This is a genomic window from Streptomyces sp. NPDC048637 (assembly GCF_040650675.1).
In the GTDB taxonomy this organism is placed as follows: Bacteria; Actinomycetota; Actinomycetes; order Streptomycetales; family Streptomycetaceae; genus Streptomyces.
The window spans coordinates 30,983-56,012 of record NZ_JBEZHQ010000046.1 but is presented as its reverse complement, the minus strand read 5'-3'; the positions used below and the strand labels follow the sequence as shown (position 1 = coordinate 56,012).

The following is a 25,030-nucleotide window of genomic DNA, read 5'->3' as shown; positions in this document are numbered from 1 at the left end:
ACGCACTCGCGCCGCGCACCGCAGCGCACCACGCGGCGGCAGCACCACTCGGCACGAGGCAGCACGCAGCGGCACCGCCCCTCGGCACGCCGCAGCGCGCAGCGCGCGGCGGCACCACGGCTCAGCACCACGGCTCAGCACCACCGCTCAGCACCACCGCTCAGCACCACCGCCCAGCACCACGGCTCAGCACCACCGCCCAGCAGCACCGCCCAGCACCACCGCCCAGCACCACGGCTCAGCACCACCGCCCAGCAGCACCGCCCAGCACCACCGCCCAGCAGGGCACGAACGGCACGGCACGAACGGCACGGCAGGGACGCCGCGGTACGACGTGAGACGGCTTCCTTCGCACCCGGCACGGCAGGCGCAGCGATAAGGGGCTACGGGGATGCGCAGACGACTCGACCGTACGGCTGGACGCGCCACGACCGCGGTGGCGGCGACCGCGGCACTCGCCCTGGCGCTGGCCGCCTGCGGCGGCGGCACGAAGGACGAGGGAGGCGGCGGGGGCACGGGCGGCAGCACCGCCCCCACGGTGCAACTCCCCTCGCTCAAGGGCCAGAAGCTGCAGGTCACCGCCGTGTGGACGGGGCCTGAGCGGGAGAACTTCGTGAAGGTGCTGGATGAGTTCGAGAAGCGCACCGGCGCCACCGTCGACTTCGTGCCCAGTGGCGACGACATGGCCGGCTTCATCGGCTCCAAGATCGCCGGTGGCGGCCCGCCGGACATCGCGATGCTCCAACAGGTCGGCGTGCTCAACGAGTTCGCCCAGAAGGGCTGGCTCAAGCCGCTCGGTGCGAGCGCCAAGGCGCAGCTCACCAAGAACTACGCGAAGGGCTGGCGGGATCTCGGCGCCCACAAGGGCACCCCGTACGGCGTGTACTTCAAGGCCAGCAACAAGTCGTTGGTCTGGTACAACGCCCGGGCGTTCGACAACGCCGGTGCCAAGGAGCCGAAGACCTGGCCGGACTTCGTCAAGGCGGCGGAGATCATCGCCGAGTCGGGTGTCGAGCCGGTCTCGGTGGGCGGTGCGGACGGCTGGACGCTGACCGACTGGTTCGAGAACATCTATCTCTCGCAGGCGGGCCCGGAGAAGTACGACCAGCTGGCGCAGCACAAGATCAAGTGGACCGACCCGACGGTCAAGCAGGCGCTCAACACACTCGGGCAGCTCTTCGGCCGAAAGGATCTGCTCGCGGGCGGCAACTCCGGTGCGCTGCAGACGGACTTCCCGGCGTCGGTGACCCAGACCTTCAGCGGCGGTGACACCCCCAAGGCCGCGATGGTCTCCTCGGCCGACTTCGCCGCCGCCACCATCGCCCAGACCAAGGCGAAGGTCGGCACGGACGCCAAGGTCTTCCCGTTCCCGGCGGTGGGCGCGCGGTCCCCGGTGGTGACGGGCGGCGATGTGGCGGTGGCCCTCAAGGACACCAAGGCCGCGCAGGCGCTGCTGACGTTCCTGGCGTCGACGGACGCCGCCAAGATCTGGGCGCAGGCCGGCGGGTTCATCTCGCCCAACAAGGAGCTCGACCGGGCGGCGTACGCCGACGGGGTGATGCGCGAGATCGCCGGGGCGCTGGTCGCGGCGGGCGACGGCTTCCGCTTCGACATGTCCGACCAGGCGCCCGCCTCCTTCGGCGGCAAGCCGGGCCAGGGCGAGTGGAAGGACCTGCAGGACTTTCTGAAGAACCCCAAGGACATCGCGGGTACGCAGGCGCAGCTGGAGAAGGACGCGGCCGCGTCGCTCGGGCGCTGACGCCGACCGCCTCGACCGGGACCGGGGGCCGTCACCATGAGCGACGTACAGGTCAGCAGGGCCGGCGCGGGGCGCCGCGGGAGGACCGGAGGCGGCGGCGCGGGCCGAGGGAGGACCGGAGGCGGCGGCGCGGGCCGCGGGCGTGTTCTGGGGACCCGTTCCTGGCTCGCCGCGGTGTTCCTGCTGCCGGCGCTGCTGCTGCTCGGTGCGCTGGTCGTCTACCCGATCGTCTTCTCCGTGTACCGCAGTCTGTTCGACGCGTCCGGCGACGGCTTCGTGGGGCTGGACAACTACGGTGCGCTGTTCTCGGACGACGGTATCCGCACGGCGCTGCGGAACAACGTCATCTGGGTCGTGGTGGCGCCGGCGGTCTCGACCGCGCTGGGGCTGATCTTTGCGGTGCTGACCGAGCGGATCCGCTGGGGCACCGCCTTCAAGCTGATCGTGTTCATGCCGATGGCGATCTCGATGCTGGCGGCCGGGATCATCTTCCGGCTGGTCTACGACCAAGCCCCGGAGCGCGGGGTCGCCAACGCGGTGTGGGTGGGCGTCCATGACACCTTCGCCGATCCGGCACCGTTCCCCGGCGCCAAGCCGCGGCCGCGCGGCGCCCTGAAGCCGTCCGGGGGCGGCGCCTTCACCACCGGGTCGGCCGTCCGGGCGGGGTCGCCCGTGCTGCTGCCGCTGGTCGCCGTCCAGCCGGGCGATCTGCGCGGGGCGCGGCCGGCCGCCGCGGCCCGGCCGCAGCCGGGCAGGGTCACCGGCACCGTATGGCTGGACTTCACCCGGGGCGGCGGGGGCCGGCCCCACGTCATCGACGGCAACGAGAAGGCGCTGGCCGGTCTGCGGATCGAGGCGGTCAGGGGCGGCAGCGTGGTCGCCTCGGCCACGACGGCGGCCGACGGCAGCTTTGCGCTGCCCGCGGGCCGGGCCGACGGTGCCCGGCTGCGGCTGCCCGCGGCGAATTTCGCCGAGGCCTACCGCGGCGTCGACTGGCTCGGCCCGGCGCTGGTCACCCCGGCCATCATCGGCTCCTACGTCTGGATGTGGGCCGGTTTCGCGATGGTGCTGATCGCGGCGGGTCTGGCGGGGGTTCCGCGGGAGCTGCTGGAGGCCGCGCGGGTGGACGGCGCGGGCGAGTGGCAGGTCTTCCGCCGGATCACGGTGCCGCTGCTGGCGCCGGTGCTGGTTGTCGTGCTGGTGACCCTCATGATCAATGTGCTGAAGATCTTCGATCTGGTCTACATCATCGCGCCGGGCTCCAGCATCCGGTCCGCGAATGTGCTGGCGCTCCAGCTCTTCCAGTCGTCGTTCGGCACGGATGTCGACGAGGGCCTGGGCAGCGCGATCGCCGTGTTCCTGCTGCTGCTCGTGCTGCCGGTGATGTACGTCAATCTCCGGCGCCTACGGAAGGAGCGTCGCCGATGACGACCGTGGAGCGTGTCGTACCGGCGGGGCGCCCGGGTGCCGCCGGTGCCGCCGGTGGCGTACGGGCCCGGCGGCCGCTCGCCGCGCGGATCGCGGCGCGGACCGGTGGCGGCGCGATGCGGGTCTTCCTGGTCCTCGTCGCGCTGTTCTGGCTGATGCCCTCGGTGGGGCTGTTGCTGTCCTCGCTGCGCAGCCCGCAGCAGATCGCCGGGTCCGGCTGGTGGCAGGTCTTCAGTGAGCCGGCCCAGATCACCTGGGACAACTACAGCCGGCTGCTGTCGAACGACAAGGTGCTGGGCTCGCTGCTGACCACGGCGGCGATCACGGTGCCGGCGACGGTACTGGTCGTCGTCGTGGGTTCGCTGGCCGGCTATGCGTTCGCCTGGATGGACTTCCCCGGCCGGGACGGGTGGTTCCTGGGCGTCGTCGGGCTGCTGGTGGTGCCCGTGCAGGTGGCGCTGATCCCGGTGGCCAAGCTGTTCGGGGCGGTGGGGCTCTTCGAGACGACGGCCGGGGTGGTCCTTTTCCATACGGCGTTCGGGCTGCCGTTCGCGGTGTTCCTGCTGCGGAACTTCTTCGCCGAGATCCCACGCGAGCTGCTGGAGGCGGCGCGGCTGGACGGGGCGGGCGAGCTGCGGCTGTTCACCCGGGTCGTGCTGCCGCTGGGCGGTCCGGCGATCGCCTCACTGGGGATCTTCCAATTCCTGTGGGTGTGGAACGACATGCTGATCGCGCTGATCTTCGCGGACAGCGGCAATCCGCCGGTCACCGTCGCCCTGCAGCAGGAGGTGCGCCAATTCGGCAACAACATCGATGTGCTGGCGCCCGGCGCCTTTCTGTCGATGGTGGTGCCATTGATCGTCTTCTTCGCCTTCCAGCGCCAGTTCGTCTCCGGTGTGATGGCCGGTGCGGTGAAGTGATCTCCCCGCGGCCCGGTGCCGCCGGGCTCCACGCCATCTCCCGTTCACTTTCCTCCGCCTACGATGCCGTCACTGCCGTGCCGCGCATGGTGCGACCGGGCTTCGCCATGGCGACTGCCTGAGCGGCGCCCGCACGTCTCGTGGACCGGGGCGTGGTGCCCCGGCCCCTGCCGGGCCGCCCCTGCGTCGCGGTCGTGGCGCCGGGCGCGCCCATAACTGCACAGATGCACAACAGCAGACAGTGGACAGCAGACATTTCCACGGAATCGACGGACTAAAGGGATTCGGCGGACTCCACGGAATCGACGGACTCCAGGGAATCGTCGGAATCCAGGGAGCCCGTGGATTCCACAGGCTCCGTGGAATCCGTGGAATCCGTGGAATCCACGGAAACCCTGCACCCCCGTACATCCACGGCAGACAGCGCCGGCACATACCGCACCTCCCCCACGCACGTGTCGTCTTACGCCCTACGTTCCCGACCGTCTGGAGACGGACCGCACATGACTGCCCCCATCGCAGACCAGAGTGCCGAACAACTCCCGCGCCCCACCCGGCTGTCCGAGGTCAAAGGCTGGTTCTTCACCGCTGATCAGCTGCTCTTCGACTGGTTCCTGAAGCGCCAGCAGGACCGTGCGGAGCCTGGTGATCTGCTCGAACTGGGTGCGTACATGGGCAAGAGCGCCATCTTCCTCGGGGCGCGGCGGCGCGCCGGTGAGCGCTTCACGGTCTGCGATCTCTTCGACTCGCCCGCCGAGGACGCCTCCAACTCCCAGGAGATGAAGAAGTCGTACGCGACGCTGACGCGCCGTGCCTTCGAGGCGAACTACCTGGCGTTCCATGAGGAGTTGCCGACCATCGTCCAGGGCCTCAGTTCGATCGTCGGCGACCATGTCGACGAGGACTCGGTGCGCTTCGCCCATATCGACGCCTCGCATCTGTACGAGCATGTGCACGGCGACATCCTGGCGGTGCGCAAGCTGCTCACCGACGACGGCGTCGTGGTGATGGACGACTACCGCGCCGAGCACTGTCCGGGGGTGGCCGCCGCCACCTGGCAGGCCGTCGCGAACGAGGGGCTGCGCCCCATCTGCATCACCGGCACCAAGTTCTACGGGACCTGGGGCGATCCCGAGCCGCTCCAGAAGGCGCTGGTGGAATGGATCACGGCGCGCGGCGACATCTGGCACGAGGTGCAGTTCGTCAACGACGCCCCGCTGGTCCGGCTGAGCGCCAAGGGCGCCAAGGAGCCCGCCCAGCCGGTCTCGCGGTACGTGTCCTCGGGTGCCCGCGGTGCGCAGCGGCCGGCGACTCAGGCGCCGAAGGCCTCCGCGGCCCGTCCGGGGCCGCGCCCGTCGGCCCCGGCCCGCAGCACTCTGCGCCGGGTCGCCCTGGACGTGCTGCCGCCGGTCGTCACCCGGGCGATCGTGAACGCCCGTCGGCGGCCCCGTACCCACTGACCGCACCGCGCGGGGCCGGGCGGCCCGGGTCCGCCGCGGTCCCGCGCACCGGCAGGCCGGCCGGCACCTGCCCCGGGCACCGGCAGGCCTATCGCGGCACCTGCCCCAGCAGGACGAACACATTGGCGCGCAGCAGCATGCCGGCCGGGCGCGGCAGCGGGTGGGAGTACGTCCGCCGTACCGCCAGTCCCGCGTATTCGGCGAAGGCGCGCAGCAGCGGGAAGTCGGTGAAGCGCACCGGGGCGGGGCCGGCCCGGTGTCCGGCCTCCTGCGCGGTGATCAGCAGCACGCCGCCGCCCGGCCGTACGTACGGCACATACGCCCGCAGCAGACCTTCGACCTGCTCGTCGTCCAGGTGCTCCAGGACGTGTGCGGTCAGCAGCGCGTCGAAGGTGCCGGGCCGGGCGTGCGGGCTCGCGAGGAAGGTGTCGGCCGTGTAGGCGGTCAGTCCGCGCTGGCGGCAGTGGGCCACGGACTGCGGATCGTGGTCCACGCCGACGCTGCCGGGCGCACAGTCGGCGAGGGTGTCGCCGGTGCCGCAGCCGATCTCCAGCACCCGGCCGCTGCCGATCCGCCGCAGCTGGCTGCGGAACGGGGACCGGGTGGGCAGCAGCCGTGCCGGTCCGCCGCGCCGGTGTTCGGCCGGCAGCCGCGCGGTGGAGGCGGACGGGGCGGTGCCCGCGGGGGACGCGGGCCGGGCGGTCCGGACGTCGCTGCCGGGCGGCCCGGCGTCGGGGCTGTCGGTGGCGGCGGAGCTGTCGGTTCGGCCGGGCATCGGGACGCGGTCACCTTCCCTGGGGGAACACGGCGCGCGGGGCGCCGAAAAGCTGTGCAACGGGTCTACGGCATCGGACGCGGCCCGGCGCTACGGCGCGCCGATTTCGCACACTGAGCGTAATCGTGTGAATGCAAACTGTCGATGATGGGTCTCACCCTTTCAGCGCAGATCCGGTGACCGTGCCGCCGCGGGCGAGTTGAACGGACCGGTCTTGTGCATCGCCAGTCCGGAAAGGCTTGGTCCGCGTATGAAGCCACGGCTCACCGTCGTCGTCCCGGTCCATCGCATCGAGGGGTCCGAGCGGAATGTGGAGGAGTGCCTGGAGTCGGTCGCGGCCCAGACGCTGACCGATCTGGATGTGGTGATGGTGGACGGTCCACCCGCGGCGGGGCGCGATGACGCCACCGCCGCGGAGTCCGCCCCCGCCGCGCTCGCCCGGCGTTTCGCCGCCCGTGATCCGCGGTTCCGGATCGTCCACCATCCCGGGGACGGTCCGGTCCCCGGCTGTGGTGCGGTCCGCAACACCGGCGCCCGGCATGCCTATCCGCACACCGACTATCTGGCTTTCCTCGACGCCGATGAGGATGTGCTGCTGCCGCGTGCGTACGAGGATCTCGTCGGCCTGCTGGACAGGTCCGGGTCGGACCTCGCGACCGGCAATGTCTACCGGCTCGGCGCGGCGGGCCGCAGTCAGTCCGCGCACCATCCGGCGGGCCGCGAGACGGCGCTGCGCACCCGCCTCGGCGACGACCTCTCGCTGCTGTCCGACCATGTCGCCCGCAACAAGGTCTTCCGCCGTTCCTTCTGGGACCGGCACGCCTTCGCCTTCCCCGAGGGCGAGTGGTGCCATGACGCGGCGGTGACGCTGCCCGCGTTCTTTCTCGCCGAGGCGGTCGATGTGCTGCACGAGCACGTCTGTTACCGGCGGCTGCCGGAGGGGCCCGGCCGTCACCGGCGGCTGGATGCCCGGGGCGTACGGGACCGGTTCGCGGCGGTGGCCGGTATCCGGCGCTTCCTCGCCGACCCGGCGCGTGACCGGCTGAGCGGGCACCGGCGCGACTACGACCATGCGCAGCTCACCGAGGGGCTGCTCGACCTGGTGGAGGCGCTGCCGGGGGCCTCGCCGGAGTGCCGGACCGCGTTCCTGGACTGCGCCCGCGGCTTCCTGTCCGGGGTGGATCCGCGGCTGTTCCCCACGCTCCCCGTGGAGCTGCGGATGCGCTGGTATCTGATCCGTGCCGGGCGGCTGGCCGATCTGCTGGCGCTGCTCACCCACGAGGCCCGCAATCCGGCGGGGTTCACCGTCGCCGGGCCGCCGCTGCGCAAGCGTGCGGTGCTGCCGCTGACCCCGCCGCTGGAGCTGCCGCCGGGCGTGACGCGGCTGGACCGTGCCGACTTCCCCGTCGTGGCCCGGGTCAGGGAAGCGGTGTGGCGGGGCGGTGTGCTGGTGCTGCGCGGCCATGCCTATCTCCGCAATCTGGACGCCGCGGCGCGGCACCGCTACCTCAGGACGGCCGTGCTGTCGTGCGGGCGGCGGCGCATCCTGCTGCCGCTGCGTCCGGTGGCGATGCCGGAGGCGACCGCGGAGTCCGGCCAGGAGCTGCACTGTTACGACTGGTCGGGTTTCGAGCTGCGGCTCGATCCGGCCCGGCTGCGCAAGGGCGGGCGCTGGGAGGAGGGCGACTGGACCGTCGGGGTGCTGCTGGCGTCGGCGGGTGTGGTGCGGGCCGGGGCGCTGTACGCACCGGACAGCGGCTCGGGCGCCGCGCCGCGCACCCACGAAGTGGCCGCCGGGGACGACGGGCTACGGATCACGCCCTGGTACGCGGGCGGGCAGCTGCGGCTGTCGGTGCACCGCCGCACCCGGCGGCTGGCCGGCCATCGGGCCGCGGCCGCCGGTGATCTGGAGCTGACCGTCACCACGCCCGGCCCGCCGCCCGCCGCGCTGCGGCTGACCCATCAGGGGACCGGCACGGTGGTGTCGTTCCCGGTGGAGACGGGGCTGCCCGAGGAGACGGGCCCGGGGGAAGCGGGCGAGGTGTCCGGCGGTGCGTACGGCGTCCTGCCGTCGCCGCACTCCTTCCGCGTCCGTCTCGACGCGCTCGCCGCGGCACGCCCCACCCGGGACGGCGCGCCGCGGGCCATCCCGCCCGCGCACACCGAGAGCTGGGCGGCGGAGCTGGTGCTGCCCGGCGGCGGTAGCGACCCGATCGCCTGCGCGCCCGGGCTCACGCCCGTCCCGTATCCGCTCCCGCACGGCCGCGAGCTGGTCGTGGCCGCCACTCCGGCCGGGCATCTCGTGCTGCACGACCGCATCCCGCAGCCGTATCTGGACCGCCTGATGTGGCGCGCGGACGGCACGCTGCTCCTGTCGGGCGGGCTGCCGGCCGCTGCGCCGCACGCCACCGAGCTGGTCCTCAAGCACGTGGCGCACGCCACCGAGCTGGCGTTCGCCACCACGCACGACGAGGGCCGGTTCCACGGCACGCTGCCGCTGGGCGCGCTGCCCTCGCTGGCCGGGACGCTGCCGCTGCGGGAGGGCCGCTGGACGCTGCATCTGCGGGAACGGGGCGCGGTGGGCTCCCCGCTGGACGCCCCGGTGCGCTGTGCGCCGTCCGCTCTCGACGGGCTGCCGGCCTCCCGTACGGTCCGCGGCAAGCCGCTCACCCTCGACCGGCACCGGCACGACGAGGCGCTCGTGGTGGCGGGGCCGGCGCTGCCGGCCACCGACCGCGGCCCCTACCGCCGCCGGATGCTGCGCGAACAGCACTACTCGCTGCACCGTTCCCGCCCGCTGCGCGACACCGTCCTCTACAGCAGCTTTGGTGGTCGCGCGTACGGGGATTCACCGCGCGCGGTGCACGAGGAGCTGGTCCGCCGGGGCATGGAGGTGGAGCATCTGTGGGCGGTGCGCGATGCGCAGACCGCGGTGCCGGAGACGGCCCGTGCGGTGCTGGTGGGCAGCGCCGAGTGGCACGGCGCGCTGGCGCACAGCCGCTGGGTGGTCACCAACACGCATCTGCCCCGGTGGTTCACCCGCCGGGGCGGCCAGCGGATCATCCAGACCTGGCACGGCACCCCGCTCAAGCGGATCGGCGCCGACCTGGCCGGCACGCTGTGCGCGGGTCTGGCCCACCTGGCGCCGCGGCCGCGGGTGAGCCGGCAGTGGAGTGTGCTGCTGTCGCCCAACGCGCACAGCACGCCGGTGCTGCGGTCCGCGCTGGGGTACTCCGGCCGGCTGCTGGAGACCGGACTGCCGCGCACCGACGCCCTGTTCGCGCCCGACCGTGAGCTGACGGCGGCCGCGGTGCGCGAGCGCCTGGGCATCGAGCCCGGCAGGAAGGTCGTGCTGTACGCGCCGACACCGCGCGACGATCTGGCCTACGACGCGGGCCACCAGCGGCTGCATCTGCCGCTCGATCTGGAGCTGGCGCGGCGGGAGCTGGGCGATGACCATGTGCTGCTGGTCCGCAGCCATCCGCTGGTGGCCGACCGGCTGCCGGCCCACCATGCGCCGTTCGCGCGCGATGTGTCCGCCCACCCGGACGCGACCGAGCTGCTGCTGGCGGCGGATGTGCTGGTCACCGACTACTCGTCGCTGGCCGCCGACTTCGCCAACACCGGCCGCCCGATGCTCTTCCTGACCCCTGATCTGCCGCACTACCGCGACACCCTGCGGGGCTTCACCCTCGACTTCGAGGCCCGGGTGCCGGGGCCGCTGCTCAGCTCGACCGGTGAACTGATCGATGCGCTGGGGGACTTGACGGCGATCGCCGCGGCGGGGGCAGATGCGTACGCGGATTTCCGGGAGACGTTCTGTCACCGGGACGACGGCGGTGCGGCGGGCCGGGTCGCGGATCTGATGGAGCGGTGAACGGAGCCGGTCCGCCGCAAGATGGTGGTGTGTGGATCGGCATCCTGCGGCGCTCGCGTCGTTACAGCATGTGCAGGCGTCCTTACGGGCCCGGCACACCCCAAGCCCGGCTCCCGCCCGGTAAGAAGACGGCAAGAGGGCGGAAAAGCGGAGCGGCGGGTGCAACCGCGCGACGGATTTCACCCTCTGAATCATCGGAAATGGGTTCGGAATTCTCGCTCGCGCCAAGAGATGCTGTCGACACGAAATGTAGATTTCAGTGACTGTGAAAGAAGCCCCTGAGCCACCGGCGGGGCCCACCATCACGCCATCCGCGCAGGTCAGCATCGTCGTCATCGCTTTCAACGATGCCGGTCATGTCGGCGATGCGGTGCGCTCCGCACTCGCGCAGGGCACCCCCGGCGAAACGGTCACCGAAGTGATCGCGGTGAACGACGCCTCCACCGACGGCACCGGTGCCGCCCTGGACGCCCTCGCCCACGCCGAGCCGCGGCTCCGGGTGATCCACCGCGACACGAACAGCGGCGGCTGCGGCACCCCGCGCAACGACGGGCTGCGCGCCGCCACCGGGCGGTTCGTGATGTTCCTCGACAGCGACGATGTGCTGCCCGCTGGCGCGGCCGGGGCGCTGCTGGCGGCCGCGCTGGAGCATGACGCCCCGGTCGTGGCCGGGGCCTGTGTCCGCCGTGAGCTGCCCGCGCACCGCGACGTGCCCTGGCAGCCCGGCCTCTACCGCGAGCCGGCGGTGTACAGCTCCCCCGAGGCCGGCCCGCAGCTGGTCCGGGACACCCTGTGCGTCAACAAGCTCTACGAGCGGGCGTTCCTCGACAAGCACGCCATCACTTTCCCCGAGGGCCGCTTCACCTATGAGGACTTCGTCTTCACCGCGCGGGTGCTGGCCGCCGCCCCGCGGATCGCCACGATCCCCGAGCATGTCTATGTGTGGCATGTGCGCCGTTCGGCCGCCCGGCAGTCGATCTCGCTGGACCGCAACGACGTCGCCAACTGGCAGGCGCGGATCGCGGCGCACCGGGCCAGTGTGCAGATCTTCCAGGAGGCCGGGCACAAGGCGCTGGCGCACGCCGCGGGCACCAAGTTCCTCGACCACGATCTGCGGATGTACGTCCGCGAGCTGCACACCCGCGGCGCCGACTACCGCGGCGAATGGTGGCGGCTGACCCGGGACTATCTGGCCGGTTTCGACGAGGCCGATCTGCGCGCGGCCCGGGCCCCGGCCCGCTGGCTGGCCCGGGTGGTGCTGGCCTCGCCGGTTCCGCGGGACCTGGGGCGGCTGACCCAGCTGGCGGCCCGGCCCGGCCGGCTGCTGCCGCCGTACGCGGAGGCCGGCGGTCACGCGGTGTGGTCGCAGGACCTGCCCGAGGTGGAGCTGGACGCGCTCGGCACCAAGCCGATGCACCGGCTGCCGGTGACCATAGACGCCGAGCCGGCCGTCAGCAGCCCCGGTGTGCTGCGGCTGCGGGTGCACGATCTGTACGGGCGGCTGGCCGCGGCCGGGCCGGAGAGCATCGACATCGAGCTGCGGCGCCGCCGGGACGACCGGCGCGGCCCGGTCCATACCGCTGCCCTGACCCCGGCCCCGGCCGGCGGCGGTTCGGGGGCCTGCTGGACCGCGGAGATCGTGCTGGATCTCGGCGCGCTGGTCGAACGGGGCGGCCGGCACCGTGCCGATCCCGAGCCATGGGACCTGATGGCGCAGGTCAGCTGCGCGGACGGGGCCGGTTTCCGGGCCGCGCTGCGGGCCATCGGGCCGGGGCTGCGCCGCCGGGTGCTGCCCAGCCGGCGCCATGTCCTGCTGCTGGTGCAGCCGTATGCGACGACCGGCGGCGCCCTGTCACTGCGGGTCGCCTCGGGTCTGCGCAGCGTATGGCGGATCGCCGCCCGGCGGCTGCGCCGCTGACCGCCACGGACCTTTTTTCCCGCACTCTGTGTTCCCGAGCCTAGGATTGGCGCTATGTCTTACTTGATCACGGGTGGTGCCGGCTACATCGGCGCCCATGTCGTACGGGCCCTGCGCCAGGCGGGCGAGACGGTCGTGGTGCTGGACGACCTGACGACGGGCGTGGCCGCCCGGCTTCCCGAGGACGTCCCGCTGGTGGTCGGCTCCACGCTGAACCGTGAGCTGCTCGACACCACCCTCGCCGAGCACGGCATCACCGAGGTCATCCACCTGGCCGCCAAGAAGCAGGTCGGCGAGTCCGTCGAGATGCCGCTGCACTACTACCGCGAGAACGTGCACGGTCTCCAGACGCTGCTGGAGGCGATGGCCGCGGGCGGGGTGGGCCGGCTGGTCTTCTCCTCCTCGGCGGCCGTCTACGGCATGCCGGATGTGGACCTGGTCACCGAGGACACCCCCTGCACCCCGATCAACCCGTACGGCGAGACGAAGCTCGTCGGCGAGTGGATGGTCCGGGCGGCCGGGCGGGCCCACGGCATCAGCACCGCCTGTCTGCGCTACTTCAACGTCGCCGGGGCGGCCGCTCCCGAGCTGGCCGACACCGGTGTCTTCAACATCGTCCCGATGGTCTTCGAACGGCTCACCGCGGGCGCCGCACCGCGCATCTTCGGCGATGACTACGACACTCCAGACGGCACCTGCATCCGCGACTACATCCATGTCGCCGACCTCGCCGAGGCCCATGTGTCGGCCGCCCGCAAGCTCGCCGAGCCGGGTCCGGTGCGTGATCTGACGCTGAACATCGGGCGCGGCGAGGGGGTGTCGGTGCGGGAGATGGTCGATCTGATCGCCGGGATCACCGGGCATCAGGGCGTCACCGCCGAGGTCACCCCGCGCCGGGCGGGCGACCCGGCCCGGGTGGTCGCGGCCGCCGACCGGATCACCGGCGAGCTGGGCTGGAAGGCCCGTCACGATGTCCGCGACATGATCACTTCGGCCTGGGCGGGCTGGCAGCACCACCACCCGCAGGCCTGACCGCGGGCGCGCACCACGCGCATGGCCGCCGGCGCCGTCGATCGGGGGTGTGCGGCGGCCGCGGCCCGTGCGACGTCGGCGAACCCGGCGGGCACGGCCCGGTCCCGCGGCGTGGGCCGCGGGTGCCTCGCGGCAGCGCTCGGCAGCGTCGCCGGGGACGCCGGTCAGGTCAGCGGGTGCGATGTCCGGCCGGACGCCTCGTCGATCTCGTCGTGTGCCTTGGTCAGCAACTTCATCGCCAGTTCGTTGAGCGCTCTGGCTCCCGCCACCTCTTCGCCGACCCGGGGCTGGTTGGAGTCGACGGGGTGGCGGCTGGCGTATCCGTGGGACCGCACCTCGGTCCCGTCGGAGAGCCGTACCAGGGCGGCGGCGCGAGTGCGGTGGTTGTCCTCCTCGAATTCCAGCTCGACATGCCATCCGACAGCGGTCTGCAACATGACGATCACCTCCGGAGCCGCTGCTACCAGCGTGCGCCCGCTTGCTCTCCGCCGCACGGTGTGCCGGGGCCGGACCTCCCGGAAGGAGGCCCGGCCCCGGCGCTCTCAGCGGTGCCGCAACGCCTACCGCTGGAGGGTGATCGAGTTGATCGGCGTCATGTCCTTGTCGAGGTAGTTGTTGGCCGGCAGGTAGCCCTGGCAGCCGGTGCCGTTGTCACCGGTGCAGGTCCGCATGGTCGCGCCCCCGGACTGGTTGTTGTAGATGCGGTGCACCCCGACCATGTTGCTGAGGTTGTGCGCCCCGTAGCTGTAGTAGAAGTGCGACGGGTGGCCGCCGTTCCAGCCGGCGTTCTGCGGGTAGATGCAGACCGCGCCGTAAGGGCATCCCTGGGTGGTGGCGGCCTTCGCCGCGGCGGGTCCGGCGGTCCCGACGACCGCGCCTGCCGGGACGACCAGTGCCGCGACGGCCATGGCCGTCATGCCCACTCGCTTCCGTACGGACATATGTGTTCCCCCTGTCCTTCGGCCCCGCGGGGTCAGCTCCCGCGGGTGCACCGCTGCCGGTGCCTGACAGTGGGTCAGCCTGGGTCAGCGGGGGAGGGTCGGGCAACGGCATTCGGCTCCTGCCGAAAGGGGCTCGCCGGGCCGGGTGCCGCGGGCCCCGGGCGGACCCGGGGGCGTGCGGACGGGGTCAGCGGCGCGCCCGGCGCAGCAGGCCCGCCGCGGAGCCGCCCGGCACGGTGAGGGTGAGCGGAGTCGTCCCGTCGGCGCCGCGGCCGGCCGTCCGGACCGGCAGTTCGCGGCGGAGCGGGCCCGCGGTCACCCGCAGGGCCACCCGCCAGGTGCCCGGGGGGCCGCTGCGCAGCAGGGAGCGCACGGTGTAGTGGTCGCCGGCGGTCCGCTCGGCCGTGGTGCGCAGCGCCACCGTGCGGGTCGCGTCGTGGAGGATCAGCCGCAGTTCGGCGTCCGCGGGGCAGCCGGGGAGGGTGAGCCGCGCGGTGAGGGTGGCCCGCCCGGAGCGGGTGCAGTGCGCCGTGCCGCGCAGGTCGCCGCCGAGTGGCCGGCGGGTCCCGTCGCGGTCCAGGTCGAGGTGGAGATGGCCGTGCGGCCGGGAGCGGAAGAGCGCGGCGACGGCGGGGCCGGCCGGGCCCCGGCCGGCGATCCGTGGCGCGAAGGTGGTGTCGTCCTCGTCCGCCCTGTCGTCCTCCGGGACCAGCCAGGCCTCGCGGCGGACGGCGGGCCCCGTGGCGCCGCCGGTGCCGTGCGCGGTGACCGCGATCTTGAGGCCCCAGACGCCGTCGGCCAGTGGCCCGCCGTCCGCCGCGGTCGCCGGGTCGACTGCGGCCCGCCAGCCGCCGTCCGCGAAGCGGGCCGGGATCCGGTGGGTGGCGCCGCCGCGGCGCAGCAGGATCTCGACGGTGTCGCCGCCGAGCCAGGGGAGGGCGGCGGTGCCCCGCAGGTGGAGGACGCCGCCCACCCAGCGCTGCCGGATCAGCCGCTGGCGCAGCACCACGCGGTCGGTGAGGTCGTAGCAGGTGTCGGGGAGGGCGCGGCGCGGGTCGCGGAAGTACGGGTAGCCGGCGTAGACCCGGCCGTCGCCGGCGAGGTGCGGCGGGTCCGGGTGGGTCTCGGTGTCGGCGCGGACGACGGCGGTCAGCTCGTCGTCGAGCCCGGCGCGCACACAGTGGGCGCGCAGCCGGAGCCGGGGCGGCAGGGCGGCCAGCACCCGGTCGGTGAGGTAGCGCTCGACGAGCGGGCGGGCGGCGAGTGCCATCGCGGTGCGGCCGGCCGGGTCGCGGGCGAGGAAGGGGGCCCCGAAGGGCATGAGTATCTCGCCGTGGAAGTGCCGGACCATCAGTTTGTCGCGGTTCTCGCCGGGCGGGACCTCGGCCGCGACCCTGTCGAGGACGGTGCCGATGTAGCCGAGGTACTCGCACCAGTCGGTGTCCTGGCGGCTGGCGTTGCTGTTGTCGTCGCGTCCGTGCAGGTAGTAGCAGGTGCGTTCGGCGAAGACGGAGACGACCTCGGCGCGCAGCAGGGCGGCGATGCCGAACGGCAGGTCCTCGGCCAGCAGCCGGCCCTCGACGAAGCGCAGCCGGTGGTGTTCGAGGAAGGAGCGGCGGAAGAGTTTGTAGGCGGCCAGGGTCCAGTAGACCGGGGAGTCGAAGACCGAGACGTGTGCGCGGGTGGTGCGCAGGTCGACGGGGGCCGCGCGGCCGTCGGCGCCGGCGATCCGGCCGTGGACGATGTCCGAGCCGTGCCGCTGGGCCGTCCGGGTGAGCCAGAACAGCGCCTCGGTGTCGAGGCGGTCGTCGGAGTCGAGGAAGAAGACGTAGTCGCCGGTGGCGCGGGCCAGCCCGGCGTTGCGCGGTTTGCCCGCGCCGCCCGAGGCCTCCTGGCGCAGCACCGTCAGATGGGGGTGGCGGCGGGCCTGTCCGGCCAGCCACTCGGCGCTGCCGTCGGTCGAGCCGTCGTCGACCGCGATGACTTCGATGTGGCGCCGGTCCAGTGTCTGGGCGAAGACCGAGCCGAGGCTGCGGTCGAGGTAGCGCCGGGTGTTGTGCACCGGCACGATCACGGAGACGGTCGGCTTCGGGGCGTCCGGTCGGGTGGGAGCCGCGGCCGTGAGGTCGTCAGGGACGGGCACCGTGCCCTCCGTTCTTTCGGCAATCCCCCGAAATACCCGGCGTCCCACCGGGGCAAAAGGGACTATCAAGACATATAACGTGGGGTGAACGTTCGCCGATCCTGGAGGACTGCCGGTGGCTCCGACGCCCGCCACCCCACAAGAGGCGGTCCGGCCCCTGGAGGTTGCCCGGCCCCTTCCCGGGAGCGGCCGCCCGCGTGGGGACCCCGGGCGGCTTGCGGCTCCCTGGCTCGCCGCGGCCCTGTCCATGGGGGCGTACTGCCTCGCACTCGCGGCGTACGGCAGCTACCCCTTCGGCCCGCGCTCCCGTGCCGTCAACGACCTGGGCAATCAGTTCGTCCCGTTCCACGCCCATCTGTGGGACCTGATGCACGGCACCACCAGCGGCGATCTGTTCTTCAACTGGAGCAGCGGCTACGGCGTTCCGTTCCTCGCGGACTTCTTCAGCTATCTGATGAACCCGTTCTCCTGGCTCGTCGGGCTCTTCCCCCGCGCGCTGGCCGACCTCCCGGTCTTTCTGGTCACCCTGCTCAGCATCGGGCTGGGCGCCGCCGTGATGACCGTCTTCCTCGGCCGGCTGCAGCCGGGCTCCGGGCCGCTGCGGGCGCTGCTGTCGGTGGGGTACGGGCTGTGCGGCTGGGTGCTGAACGACGGTTTCGCCGACCCGATGTGGATGTGGGGCCTGGTCGCGCTGCCGATGGCCGGGATCGCCGCGGACTGGTGTCTGCGCCGCATCCGCTGGGTGGCCGCCACCCTGCTGGTCGCCCTCGCCTGGGCGGGCAACTTCTACACGGCGGCGATGGCGACCCTGGCGATGGCGCTGGTGCTGGGGCTGCGGCTGCTGACGGCCGCCGGGATGCCGTGGCGCGACCGGCTGCGGGTGCTGGCCCGCGCCGGTTCGGCGGCGCTGACCGGCATCCTGCTCGCCGCGCCCGTCCTGACCGTCACCTTCCGGGCCGGCCGGGCCGCCCAGCCGGCCCCCGCGGTGTCCTACGACGGCCCGCCGCCGGAGCTGTACCAGGTGGCGCAGCTGCTGCCGGGCGGCCACGGAGAGGTCGCGGCGCCCCACCTCTCCATCGGGGTCCCCGGTCTGCTGCTGGTGGCCGCCTTCCCGTTCGTGCGCGCCCTGCCGCTGCGGGTGCGGGTCGGCTGGTACGGCCTGGCGGCAGTGGTCGCCGCATCGTTCGTCCGGGAGCCGACGATCCTGTTGTGGCACGGCTTCGCGCTGCCCAACGGCAGTCCGTACCGCGCCGCCTTCGTCCTGAGCGGGATCCTGGTGATGATCTCCTGGCTCGCGCTGGCGCACCGCCCGCCGCCCGGCGCACTGGCCGCGGGCGCGGCGCTGGTCGCCCTGCTCGCCTGGCTCTGCCGGGACCAGGCCGCGGCCGGTCCCGCCACCTGGCTCCTGGTGGGCGCCGGCGGCGCGGTGACGCTCCTGGTGCCGGCCGCGCTGACCACGCTGCGCACCGCCCGTGCCCGGACCGCCGTCACCGCCGCGCTGACCGGCACGGTCGTGCTCGGCTCGGCGTACACGGCGTACTCGGTGACCGCGGCCCGGGACAGGATCGCCTGGTTCCGCCCCAAGATCACGCTGACCGGGTCCTCGCTGGCGGCCCGGGACGGGCTGGCCGCCCGCGCCGACTGGCCGCGCTCGCGCACCGACCCCGGCCCGCACGAGTTCGCCGACAACGACCCCCTGCTGATCGGCGGCGAGGGCGGCGCGTACTACAGCAGCTATGTGCCCGCGGCCACCGCCCGTACGCTGCGGGGCCTGGGCGCCGGGTGGTACATGAGGGGCCGTCACACGCTCAGCTTCGAGGACCCGGCGGGCCGGGCGGTCATGGGCGTCAGCAGCGCGCTGTCCCCGGTGCCGCACGACCGCAACCGGTTCACCCCGCAACGGGCCCGGTCCGCCCCGCTGCTGACCGTACGGAGCCGCCTGCCGCGGCCGGCCGGCGCCGGGGAGACCGTCTTCGCCCGCCAGGAGCGGGTGCTGGGCGCCGCCGTCTACCAGGTGCCGGCCCTGACCCCCACCGCGGGCGCGGTCCCGGTGCGCGAGCGTGCCGGCTGGCTGCTGCCCGCCGCGCGGCGGCCGGTGGCGGGCCCGGACGGCGCGGGGACCACCTTCACGGCGCAGTGCACCCCGGGCAGCACCGTCGTCTGGGCGGCGCCCTGGTTCTCCGGGCAGGTCAGCGGTCAGGGCCGGCGCACCGAGGGGCTCGGCCGCCGCGACGTCACCGCCAATCCGGTGCGGGAACTGGGCCGGGTGCCCGCGGACGGCACGGTGTCGGTGCACTTCGCCGGCGACGGCCCGCAGCATGTCCCCGAGCACGCCCTCGGCTGTCTGTCCCGGCGCCGGCTGGCGGCGGCGGTGCGCGCGCTGCGTGCCCGCGGCCCCCTGGAACTTGCCGCCGGCGGCCACCGGCTGACGGCCCGGCTGCGTCCGGGCAGCACGGGCAGTGCGGTGGCGGCGCTGCCGGCCGTCCCGGGGTGGGGCTGTTCGGTGGACGGCGGACCGCGCCGCACACCGCACTCGTTCGGCGGTCTGCTGGCCGTGCCGCTGGGCCGGGGGGCCACCCGGCTGTCGTGTTCCTACGTCCCGCCGGGCCTGGCCGCGGGGCTGGTGGCGAGCGGCGCGGCGGTGCTGGTGGTCGCCGCGGTGGCCGGGTTCCGGGCCGTACGTGACCGCCGGCGCCTGCCCACCACCACGCCCCTCACCTCATGACCTCCCCGCAGATTGTGGAATCACCTTCCGCAGGACGGTGGCTGAGCCGCCCTCCGACCCCGGCGAAAAGGCTCGCTCATGAAGCTCTCCATCGTCGTCCCCTGCTACAACGAAGAGGCGGTCCTCAGCCGCTTCGACGCGACGATCCGGGCGGCGCTCGCCGGGATCGCCGTCGAGTACGAGCTGTGTTACGTCGACGACGGCAGCGCCGACGGCACCCTGGCCCGGCTGCGCAGCCTCGCCCAGCAGCACCGCGGCACCACCCGCTATCTGTCCTTCAGCCGTAACTTCGGCAAGGAGCCCGCCATACTGGCCGGCCTCCGGGCGGCCACCGGCGACGCGGTGATCATCATGGACGCCGATCTGCAGCATCCGCCCGAGCTCATCGAGAAGATGCTCGACCTCTACCAGCTGGGCCACGACCAGGTCGTCGCCAAGCGCTGCCGGCAGGGCGACCGGCGGCTGCGGACCGCACTGAGCAGGCTCTACTACCGCGCCGTCAACACCTGGGTCGATGTCGAACTCACCGACGGTGCGGGCGACTTCCGGCTGCTGTCCCGCAAGGCCGTGGACGCACTGCTCTCGCTGCCGGAGTACAACCGCTTCTCCAAGGGCCTGTTCGCCTGGATCGGCTTCGACACCGTCACCTTCGACTACCGCAATGCCGCCCGGGAGGCCGGCGAGACGAAGTGGCGCTTCGGCTCGCTGGTCAACTACGGCATCGACGGCATGCTCTCCTTCAACTGCCGCCCGCTGCGGCTGGCCATCTACACCGGGCTCGGCCTGGCCGCGCTCGCCACCGTCTACACCCTGTGGATCACCGGCGCGGCCCTCGTCGGCGGGATCACCGCCCCGGGCTATGTGACGCTGGTGGCCATCATCGTGGGCCTGGGCGGGCTGCAGATGGTGATGCTCGGGCTGATCGGCGAGTACATCGGACGGATCTATTACGAGGCCAAGCGGCGCCCGCACTTCCTGGTCAAGGAGAGCCATACCGCCGCCCCCGCCGCGGCCCCTGCCCCTGCCCCTGCCCCCGGTCATGCGGACGCCGCCACCGCCGGCTACCGGGCCGGCTGATGCACACCGCGGTGGCGCCGCTGGTGGGGGCGCTGTGCGCGATCCCGTTCACCTATCCGGTCTCCCGGCGCATCCTGCGCCCGGCCGCCCGGGCGGGACCGTCAGCTCAGGCCGCCCCGCCCCCGGTCCGCTCCGGCGCACCCTCCTGAGCCCGCCAGCCGCCGAACAGCGCGGTCTGCCCGGCCGACGTCTGACGAGCCGTGTAGAGCCGGCCGTCGGTGCCCAGCGCGACCACCACGGCGCGCCCGGTCGCGTCCTGGGCGACGCCGGCCGCCGCCGAATGCGGCACCCTGCCCCGCTGCCAGGGCCGGGGGCCGTCCTGGGCCGGCGCCATCCGTACGTCACCGGCGCCGTCGCGCGCCGCGAGCACCATCCGGTCGCCGCTGCCGATCCGTGCCGCCGCCACCCGCCCGTAGCCGCCGACCGCCTCGCACCGCGCCGCCACCCGCCAGCCGCCGATCGTCCGCTGCCGCTCGGCGATCAGCACCTGGGCGGTGACCGGCCGGCGGAAGACGGCCCGCACCGCGCCGTCGGCCAGCGGGACGATGCTGACCGGGCCGGCCGGCTGCGGCAGCCCGGTGACCGCGGCCGGCCGGGGGACCGCTCCGGCCTCCCTGGACACCCAGTGCTGCACGGTGCCGGTGCCCGGCGCGACCAGATGGATCAGCCCGTCGGAGTCCACACAGGCGTCCAGTCCGTCGACGATCCGCGGGGACGCCACCGGTGTGCCGACCGGGCCCTCCAGCCGCTCCCACGGCGACCAGTGCCGGCCGTGCGGCCCGCTGCGGTGGGCGATATTGCCGTCCCAGGTCCGTACAAAGACATGCACCGTGCCGTCCGGGGCGGCCACCGCCGCCGGGAACCCGATCTCCAGCGATCTGACCGGGTCCGCGTCCGGTGAGCCCAGCGCCTCCCAGTGCGCGAAGGCGGGCACCCCGTCCGGGCCGGTGCCGGTCTGCGGTGCGGTCAGCAGCTCACGGCGGTGGACGGTGTGCCGGTCCGGCAGCACGGTGCGGGACGCGAACAGCTGCAGCGCACCGTCGGGGCGGCGCACCACATGGATCTGACCCTGCAGCAGCGCACCGCCGACCGGCACCGGCGCCCCGAACCTCCCGCTGCCGGGGCGGGTCTCCGCCCAGCAGTACGCCGTACCGCCCAGGACCGCGAAGGCGGCGAGCCGGCCGTGCCGGTCCGGGCGGATCCAGGCGTTGGAGCCGGGTGCGCGCAGCCGGGTGCTGCGGGTCCAGTTGCGGGACAGGCCGCTGAACGCGGAGCCGCCCACCTTGCGGTCGCCGCAGCCCGCCGGGTCGCCGCAGGCGCGGTGGTCGGCCCAGCCGTAGAGCGACAGCAGCTCGGCCTTGCGGCGGGCGGTGGTGAGGTCGACGTCATGGGGCAGCACGCCGTCCTCGTAGCCGAGGTAGTGCTCCACGATCGCGGGCCGGCCGCGGTCGCGGTAGGCGGCCAGCGCGGCCTGCGCGAAGTAGGCGGAGGCGGTGTGGTCCTGATGGTCGTAGTAGCGCAGCCCCGCCAGCCGGGGGTCGCGGTCCGGGGTGGCCGGCGGCCGCCTGCGGGAGTGCACCGCGTTGGGGTCCAGGGTCCGTACGACCGTGGGCCGGGCCCGGTCGAGCACCGCCACCAGGGTCTGGGTGACCTGGTCGCGGGTGTAGTGGAACTGCCGCTCCACGGGGGTGTGGGCGGGGCGCAGCGTGGGGAGGGTGCCGGTGGCGCCGAGCCACAGGCCGCGCAGGCTGATCGTGCGGGCCTGCCAGACGGCTCTGGCCTCCACCAGCTCCAGGAAGATCAGCTGATGCTGCGGGGCGTCGCGCAGCGTCTGGATCTCCACCTGGAAGCCGGGGATCAGGGAGAGCGCCGCGACGTCCCAGCGGGCGGCCGGATCGCCGGTGGCCATCGCGGCGCAGGCGGCGCGCAGCCCGTTGGCCCGTGCCCGGGAGAACGCGGCCCGGTCCTTCGGGATGCGCTCGGGGGCGGGTGCGTGCCGGCTGACGTTGTGTCCGTCGGCCTCGCCGCCCGTGAGACAGACCGTGACCGAGCGCGCCCCGCTGCGCAGGGACTGCTCCAGGTCGGGGTTCATGAAGTACAGCGCGTCGTCGGCGTGCGCGATGACCTGCACGAAGGACTGGTCCGCCGGGTCGGCCACGGACCGTCCGGGGCCTGCCGGCCGGGCCGACCGGGGGAGCTCGTCCGACAGCCGGGCCCATACGCCCGCACCGGCCGTCGCGGCGAGCACGGCGCCGCCGGTGGCCTGGAGCAGCCGTCGGCGGGAGACACGGGGCGGGTGCGGAGCTGACACACCCTCAGTATCGGCGGCGCGGATCAGGCCCGCCATCCGAAAAGTCGCCATTTAACAAGATCTGTGATGAGCAGCACAGAACTTTCTGATGACGAACAACAACCTTTTCGGGTGAACAGTGGTCAGAAAGCTGACACCGCAAGAGACCCCTTTGAGCTCTTTTTGTGTTCTGTACTCAGCTCGCCACGAGGAGTAGCACCGCATGTCCGAGACTGGCCTCGACGCCGGACCCCGCTTCAGCGTCATCGTGCCCGCGTTCAGAGTGCAGGGTTTCCTGCGCGAGTGCATGGACTCGGTGCTGACGCAGGAGTTCACCGACTTCGAGCTCATCGCCATCGACGACTGCTCGCCCGACCGCAGCGGCGCCATCCTGGACGAGTACGCCGCGCACGACGACCGCGTCCAGGTCCTGCACCTCCCGGAGAACGCCGGCCTGGGCCCCGCCCGCAACGCCGGCCTGGCGCAGGCCCGCGGCGACTACCTCCTCTTCCTCGACAGCGACGACACCCTCGCGCCCGGCGCACTCGGCGCCCTCGCCCAACGGCTGACCACCACCGGCGACCCCGAGATCCTGATCTACGACTACGCCCGGACCTACTGGGACGGCTCCACCCGGCGCAATGCCCTCTTTGCACTGCTCGACGAGTCCGGCGCGCCCTCCTTCCCGCTCGACGAGCGGCCCCAGCTCCTCGATCTGCTGCAGATCGTCTGGAACAAGGCCTACCGCCGCGACTTCGTCGCGGAGCACGGCTTCACGTTCCCGGTGGGCTATTACGAGGACGCCCCCTGGACGTTCTGCACGCTGATCACCGCGCAGCGGATCGCGGTCCTCGACCGGGTCTGTCTGCACTACCGCCAGCGCCGGCAGGGCGGCAACATCCTGCGCACCACCAGCCGCAAGCACTTCGACGTCTTCGACCAGTACGCCCGGGTCTTCGCCTACCTGGACGCGCACCCCGAACTCTCGCGCTGGCGCCCGCACATGTTCCGCAAGATGGTCGACCACTATCTGACCGTCCTGGACAAGCCCGGCCGGCTGCCGCACCACGACCGGGCCGAGTTCTTCCACCGCGCCGCCCGCGACTACCGCCTGCGGCTGCCGGCCGGCTTCGTCCGCCCCTCCGGCATCACCGGCGGCAAGTACGCGCTGCTCGCCAAGGACGCCTACCCGGCGCTGGCCGGTCTGAAGGTCGCCGGCAAGGTGCGGCGCACGGTGCGCAAGCACGCCGGCAAGCGGGTCAGGCAGGCCAAGCGCAAGGCCATGGACCTGCGCTACCAGGCGCTGCTGCGGCAGCCGCTGGACGAGAATCTCGCGGTCTACTCCGCGTACTGGAACCGGCTGCCGTCCTGCAACCCGCTGGCGGTCTACGAGAAGGCCAAGGAGCTGGCACCGGACGTCCACGGCGTCTGGGTCGTCAAGAAGCATCTCGCCGACTCGGTCCCGGCCGGCATCGACCACGTCGTGCTGAACTCCCCGCGCTACTGGGAGGTGGTGGCCCGCGCCAAGTACCTCGTCAACAACGTCAACTTCGCCGACAACGTGGTCAAGCGCGAGGGCCAGATCCACCTCCAGACCCACCACGGCACCCCGCTGAAGTCGATGGGCACCGACCAGAAGCGCTACCCGGCCGCCGCCAAGGGCATGAGCTTCCGCAAGCTGCTGGCCCGCGCCGACCGCTGGGACTTCTCGCTCTCCGCCAACCAGCACACCACCGAGCAGTGGGAGCGTGTCTACCCCTGCGACTTCGCGTCGGTGGACGCCGGTTACCCCCGTAACGACGTCTACTACCGGGCCACCGCCCAGGACGTCCTCGGCATCCGCGAGCGCCTGGGCATCGCCCCCGGCCGGACGGCCGTCCTGTACGCGCCGACGATGCGCGACTACCAGGTCGGCTATGTCCCGCGGCTCGACCTGGCGAAGCTCTCCCGCGAACTGGGCGAGAACTTCGTCCTGCTGGTGCGCACCCACTACTTCTACGACCGGGACCCCGGCCTCCAGAAGCTCCAGGAGCGCGGTGCGCTGATCGATGTGTCCGGCCACCCGGTCGTCGAGGAGCTGTGTCTGGCCGCCGACGCGCTGGTCACCGACTATTCGTCGATCATGTTCGACTACGCCAACCTCGACCGGCCGATCATCAACTACGCCGACGACTGGGACACCTACGTCCGCTCCCGCGGTGTCACCTTCGACCTGCTCTCGGGCCTGCCGGGCGACACCCCGGGCGTGATCGCCACCACCGAGGACGAGCTGATCGAGGCGTTCCGCAGCGGCCGCTGGGACGACGAGCGGGCCACCGGGCTGCGCGCCGCGTTCCGTGCGCGGTTCTGCCAGTGGGACGACGGGCACGCCGCCGAGCGCGTGGTCCGCCGGGTCTTCCTCGGCCAGGAGACGACTCCGGAGCCGCTGCCCCAGGACGAGCGCACCGTCGCCCCGTCCCCGCGCACCGCCGCCGCGTCAGCCGGTCTGGTCAAGCTGCCGTCACCACGGGCCGCCGCACACGACGATGTGACCACGCCGGGGGGCGCCTCGGGCACCCTGGGGGTCTCGGGCACCCCGGGGGTCTCGGGCACTCCGGGAAACTCGGGGATCTCGGGTATCGAACTGGCGGGCTGACGCCTGGCCGCCCGGCCGCCCGGCCCGTTCACGCAGCGCATACCGCACAC

15 protein-coding genes are annotated in these 25,030 nt (G+C 73.1%); 10 read left to right on the top strand and 5 right to left on the bottom strand.

All coding sequences use genetic code 11. From position 1 onward, the window contains the following. Window positions 1–391: 391 nt before the first annotated feature. The 4 genes from AB0C46_RS35610 to AB0C46_RS35595 all read left to right on the top strand — a co-directional run bounded on the left by AB0C46_RS35610 (window position 392) and on the right by AB0C46_RS35595 (window position 5,567). A complete protein-coding gene (locus AB0C46_RS35610) occupies window positions 392–1,759 on the top strand; it encodes an ABC transporter substrate-binding protein (protein ID WP_362833094.1) in 1,368 nt (455 codons plus the stop codon). Window positions 1,760–1,795: 36 nt separating this feature from the next. Continuing rightward, a complete protein-coding gene (locus tag AB0C46_RS35605; protein ID WP_362833093.1) occupies window positions 1,796–3,187 on the top strand; it encodes a sugar ABC transporter permease in 1,392 nt (463 codons plus the stop codon). Next, window positions 3,184–4,107 carry a carbohydrate ABC transporter permease gene (locus AB0C46_RS35600; RefSeq protein ID WP_362833092.1) on the top strand — a complete coding sequence of 308 codons (924 nt, stop codon included), beginning with the start codon at window positions 3,184–3,186 and terminating at the stop codon, window positions 4,105–4,107. The genes AB0C46_RS35605 and AB0C46_RS35600 overlap by 4 nt, the downstream gene beginning before the upstream one ends. A gap of 503 nt (window positions 4,108–4,610) precedes the next feature. Then, complete coding sequence (locus AB0C46_RS35595; RefSeq protein WP_362833090.1) at window positions 4,611–5,567, top strand: class I SAM-dependent methyltransferase; 957 nt, start codon at window positions 4,611–4,613, stop codon at window positions 5,565–5,567. Between the two features lie 88 nt (window positions 5,568–5,655). On the opposite strand, the gene AB0C46_RS35590 is transcribed toward AB0C46_RS35595, so the two are convergent. Continuing rightward, window positions 5,656–6,342, bottom strand: a complete 687-nt coding sequence (locus tag AB0C46_RS35590) for a class I SAM-dependent methyltransferase (protein WP_362833089.1) — start codon at window positions 6,340–6,342, stop codon at window positions 5,656–5,658. A 250-nt stretch (window positions 6,343–6,592) separates the two neighbouring features. Between AB0C46_RS35590 and AB0C46_RS35585 the strand changes: the two genes are divergently transcribed. From AB0C46_RS35585 to galE, 3 genes are all read left to right on the top strand, one after another. Then, the gene (locus tag AB0C46_RS35585; protein ID WP_362833088.1) at window positions 6,593–10,219 is read left to right on the top strand and encodes a bifunctional glycosyltransferase family 2 protein/CDP-glycerol:glycerophosphate glycerophosphotransferase; all 3,627 of its coding nucleotides are present in this window, start codon (window positions 6,593–6,595) and stop codon (window positions 10,217–10,219) included. A gap of 265 nt (window positions 10,220–10,484) precedes the next feature. Then, window positions 10,485–12,137 carry a glycosyltransferase family 2 protein gene (locus AB0C46_RS35580; RefSeq protein WP_362833087.1) on the top strand — a complete coding sequence of 551 codons (1,653 nt, stop codon included), beginning with the start codon at window positions 10,485–10,487 and terminating at the stop codon, window positions 12,135–12,137. 54 nt (window positions 12,138–12,191) lie between these two features. Further along, the gene (gene galE, locus AB0C46_RS35575) at window positions 12,192–13,169 is read left to right on the top strand and encodes a UDP-glucose 4-epimerase GalE (RefSeq protein WP_362833086.1); all 978 of its coding nucleotides are present in this window, start codon (window positions 12,192–12,194) and stop codon (window positions 13,167–13,169) included. A gap of 164 nt (window positions 13,170–13,333) precedes the next feature. On the opposite strand, the gene AB0C46_RS35570 is transcribed toward galE, so the two are convergent. The 3 genes from AB0C46_RS35570 to AB0C46_RS35560 form a co-directional block, all read right to left on the bottom strand. Continuing rightward, window positions 13,334–13,606 (bottom strand): DUF1876 domain-containing protein, encoded by a 273-nt coding sequence (locus tag AB0C46_RS35570; RefSeq protein ID WP_362833085.1) that lies wholly within the window; start codon window positions 13,604–13,606, stop codon window positions 13,334–13,336. A 123-nt stretch (window positions 13,607–13,729) separates the two neighbouring features. Then, window positions 13,730–14,110 carry a hypothetical protein gene (locus AB0C46_RS35565; protein ID WP_362833084.1) on the bottom strand — a complete coding sequence of 127 codons (381 nt, stop codon included), beginning with the start codon at window positions 14,108–14,110 and terminating at the stop codon, window positions 13,730–13,732. A gap of 187 nt (window positions 14,111–14,297) precedes the next feature. Continuing rightward, on the bottom strand, window positions 14,298–16,253 hold the full coding sequence (locus AB0C46_RS35560) for a glycosyltransferase (protein ID WP_362833082.1): 1,956 nt from the start codon (window positions 16,251–16,253) through the stop codon (window positions 14,298–14,300). Window positions 16,254–16,368: 115 nt separating this feature from the next. On the opposite strand from AB0C46_RS35560, the gene AB0C46_RS35555 reads away from it, so the two are divergent. Both AB0C46_RS35555 and AB0C46_RS35550 read left to right on the top strand, forming a co-directional pair. Next, complete coding sequence (locus AB0C46_RS35555) at window positions 16,369–18,978, top strand: YfhO family protein (protein ID WP_362833081.1); 2,610 nt, start codon at window positions 16,369–16,371, stop codon at window positions 18,976–18,978. A 78-nt stretch (window positions 18,979–19,056) separates the two neighbouring features. After that, window positions 19,057–20,055, top strand: a complete 999-nt coding sequence (locus AB0C46_RS35550; protein ID WP_362833079.1) for a glycosyltransferase family 2 protein — start codon at window positions 19,057–19,059, stop codon at window positions 20,053–20,055. Between the two features lie 106 nt (window positions 20,056–20,161). Here AB0C46_RS35550 and AB0C46_RS35545 read toward each other — a convergent pair whose 3' ends face one another. After that, window positions 20,162–22,366 carry a PIG-L family deacetylase gene (locus AB0C46_RS35545; RefSeq protein WP_362833078.1) on the bottom strand — a complete coding sequence of 735 codons (2,205 nt, stop codon included), beginning with the start codon at window positions 22,364–22,366 and terminating at the stop codon, window positions 20,162–20,164. Between the two features lie 202 nt (window positions 22,367–22,568). Between AB0C46_RS35545 and AB0C46_RS35540 the strand changes: the two genes are divergently transcribed. Then, entirely contained in the window at window positions 22,569–24,980 is a 2,412-nt protein-coding gene (locus AB0C46_RS35540) for a CDP-glycerol glycerophosphotransferase family protein (RefSeq protein WP_362833077.1), read from the top strand. Window positions 24,981–25,030 lie beyond the last annotated feature (50 nt).

What these genes read in the sequence shown, in the direction of transcription:
- AB0C46_RS35610 (WP_362833094.1), top strand. Translation starts at nt 392, where the DNA reads ATGCGCAGACGACTCGACCGTACGGCTGGACGCGCCACGACCGCGGTG.
- AB0C46_RS35605 (WP_362833093.1), top strand. Translation starts at nt 1,796, where the DNA reads ATGAGCGACGTACAGGTCAGCAGGGCCGGCGCGGGGCGCCGCGGGAGG.
- AB0C46_RS35600 (WP_362833092.1), top strand. Translation starts at nt 3,184, where the DNA reads ATGACGACCGTGGAGCGTGTCGTACCGGCGGGGCGCCCGGGTGCCGCC.
- AB0C46_RS35595 (WP_362833090.1), top strand. Translation starts at nt 4,611, where the DNA reads ATGACTGCCCCCATCGCAGACCAGAGTGCCGAACAACTCCCGCGCCCC.
- AB0C46_RS35590 (WP_362833089.1), bottom strand. Translation starts at nt 6,342, where the DNA reads ATGCCCGGCCGAACCGACAGCTCCGCCGCCACCGACAGCCCCGACGCC.
- AB0C46_RS35585 (WP_362833088.1), top strand. Translation starts at nt 6,593, where the DNA reads ATGAAGCCACGGCTCACCGTCGTCGTCCCGGTCCATCGCATCGAGGGG.
- galE (WP_362833086.1), top strand. Translation starts at nt 12,192, where the DNA reads ATGTCTTACTTGATCACGGGTGGTGCCGGCTACATCGGCGCCCATGTC.
- AB0C46_RS35570 (WP_362833085.1), bottom strand. Translation starts at nt 13,606, where the DNA reads ATGTTGCAGACCGCTGTCGGATGGCATGTCGAGCTGGAATTCGAGGAG.
- AB0C46_RS35565 (WP_362833084.1), bottom strand. Translation starts at nt 14,110, where the DNA reads ATGTCCGTACGGAAGCGAGTGGGCATGACGGCCATGGCCGTCGCGGCA.
- AB0C46_RS35550 (WP_362833079.1), top strand. Translation starts at nt 19,057, where the DNA reads ATGAAGCTCTCCATCGTCGTCCCCTGCTACAACGAAGAGGCGGTCCTC.
- AB0C46_RS35540 (WP_362833077.1), top strand. Translation starts at nt 22,569, where the DNA reads ATGTCCGAGACTGGCCTCGACGCCGGACCCCGCTTCAGCGTCATCGTG.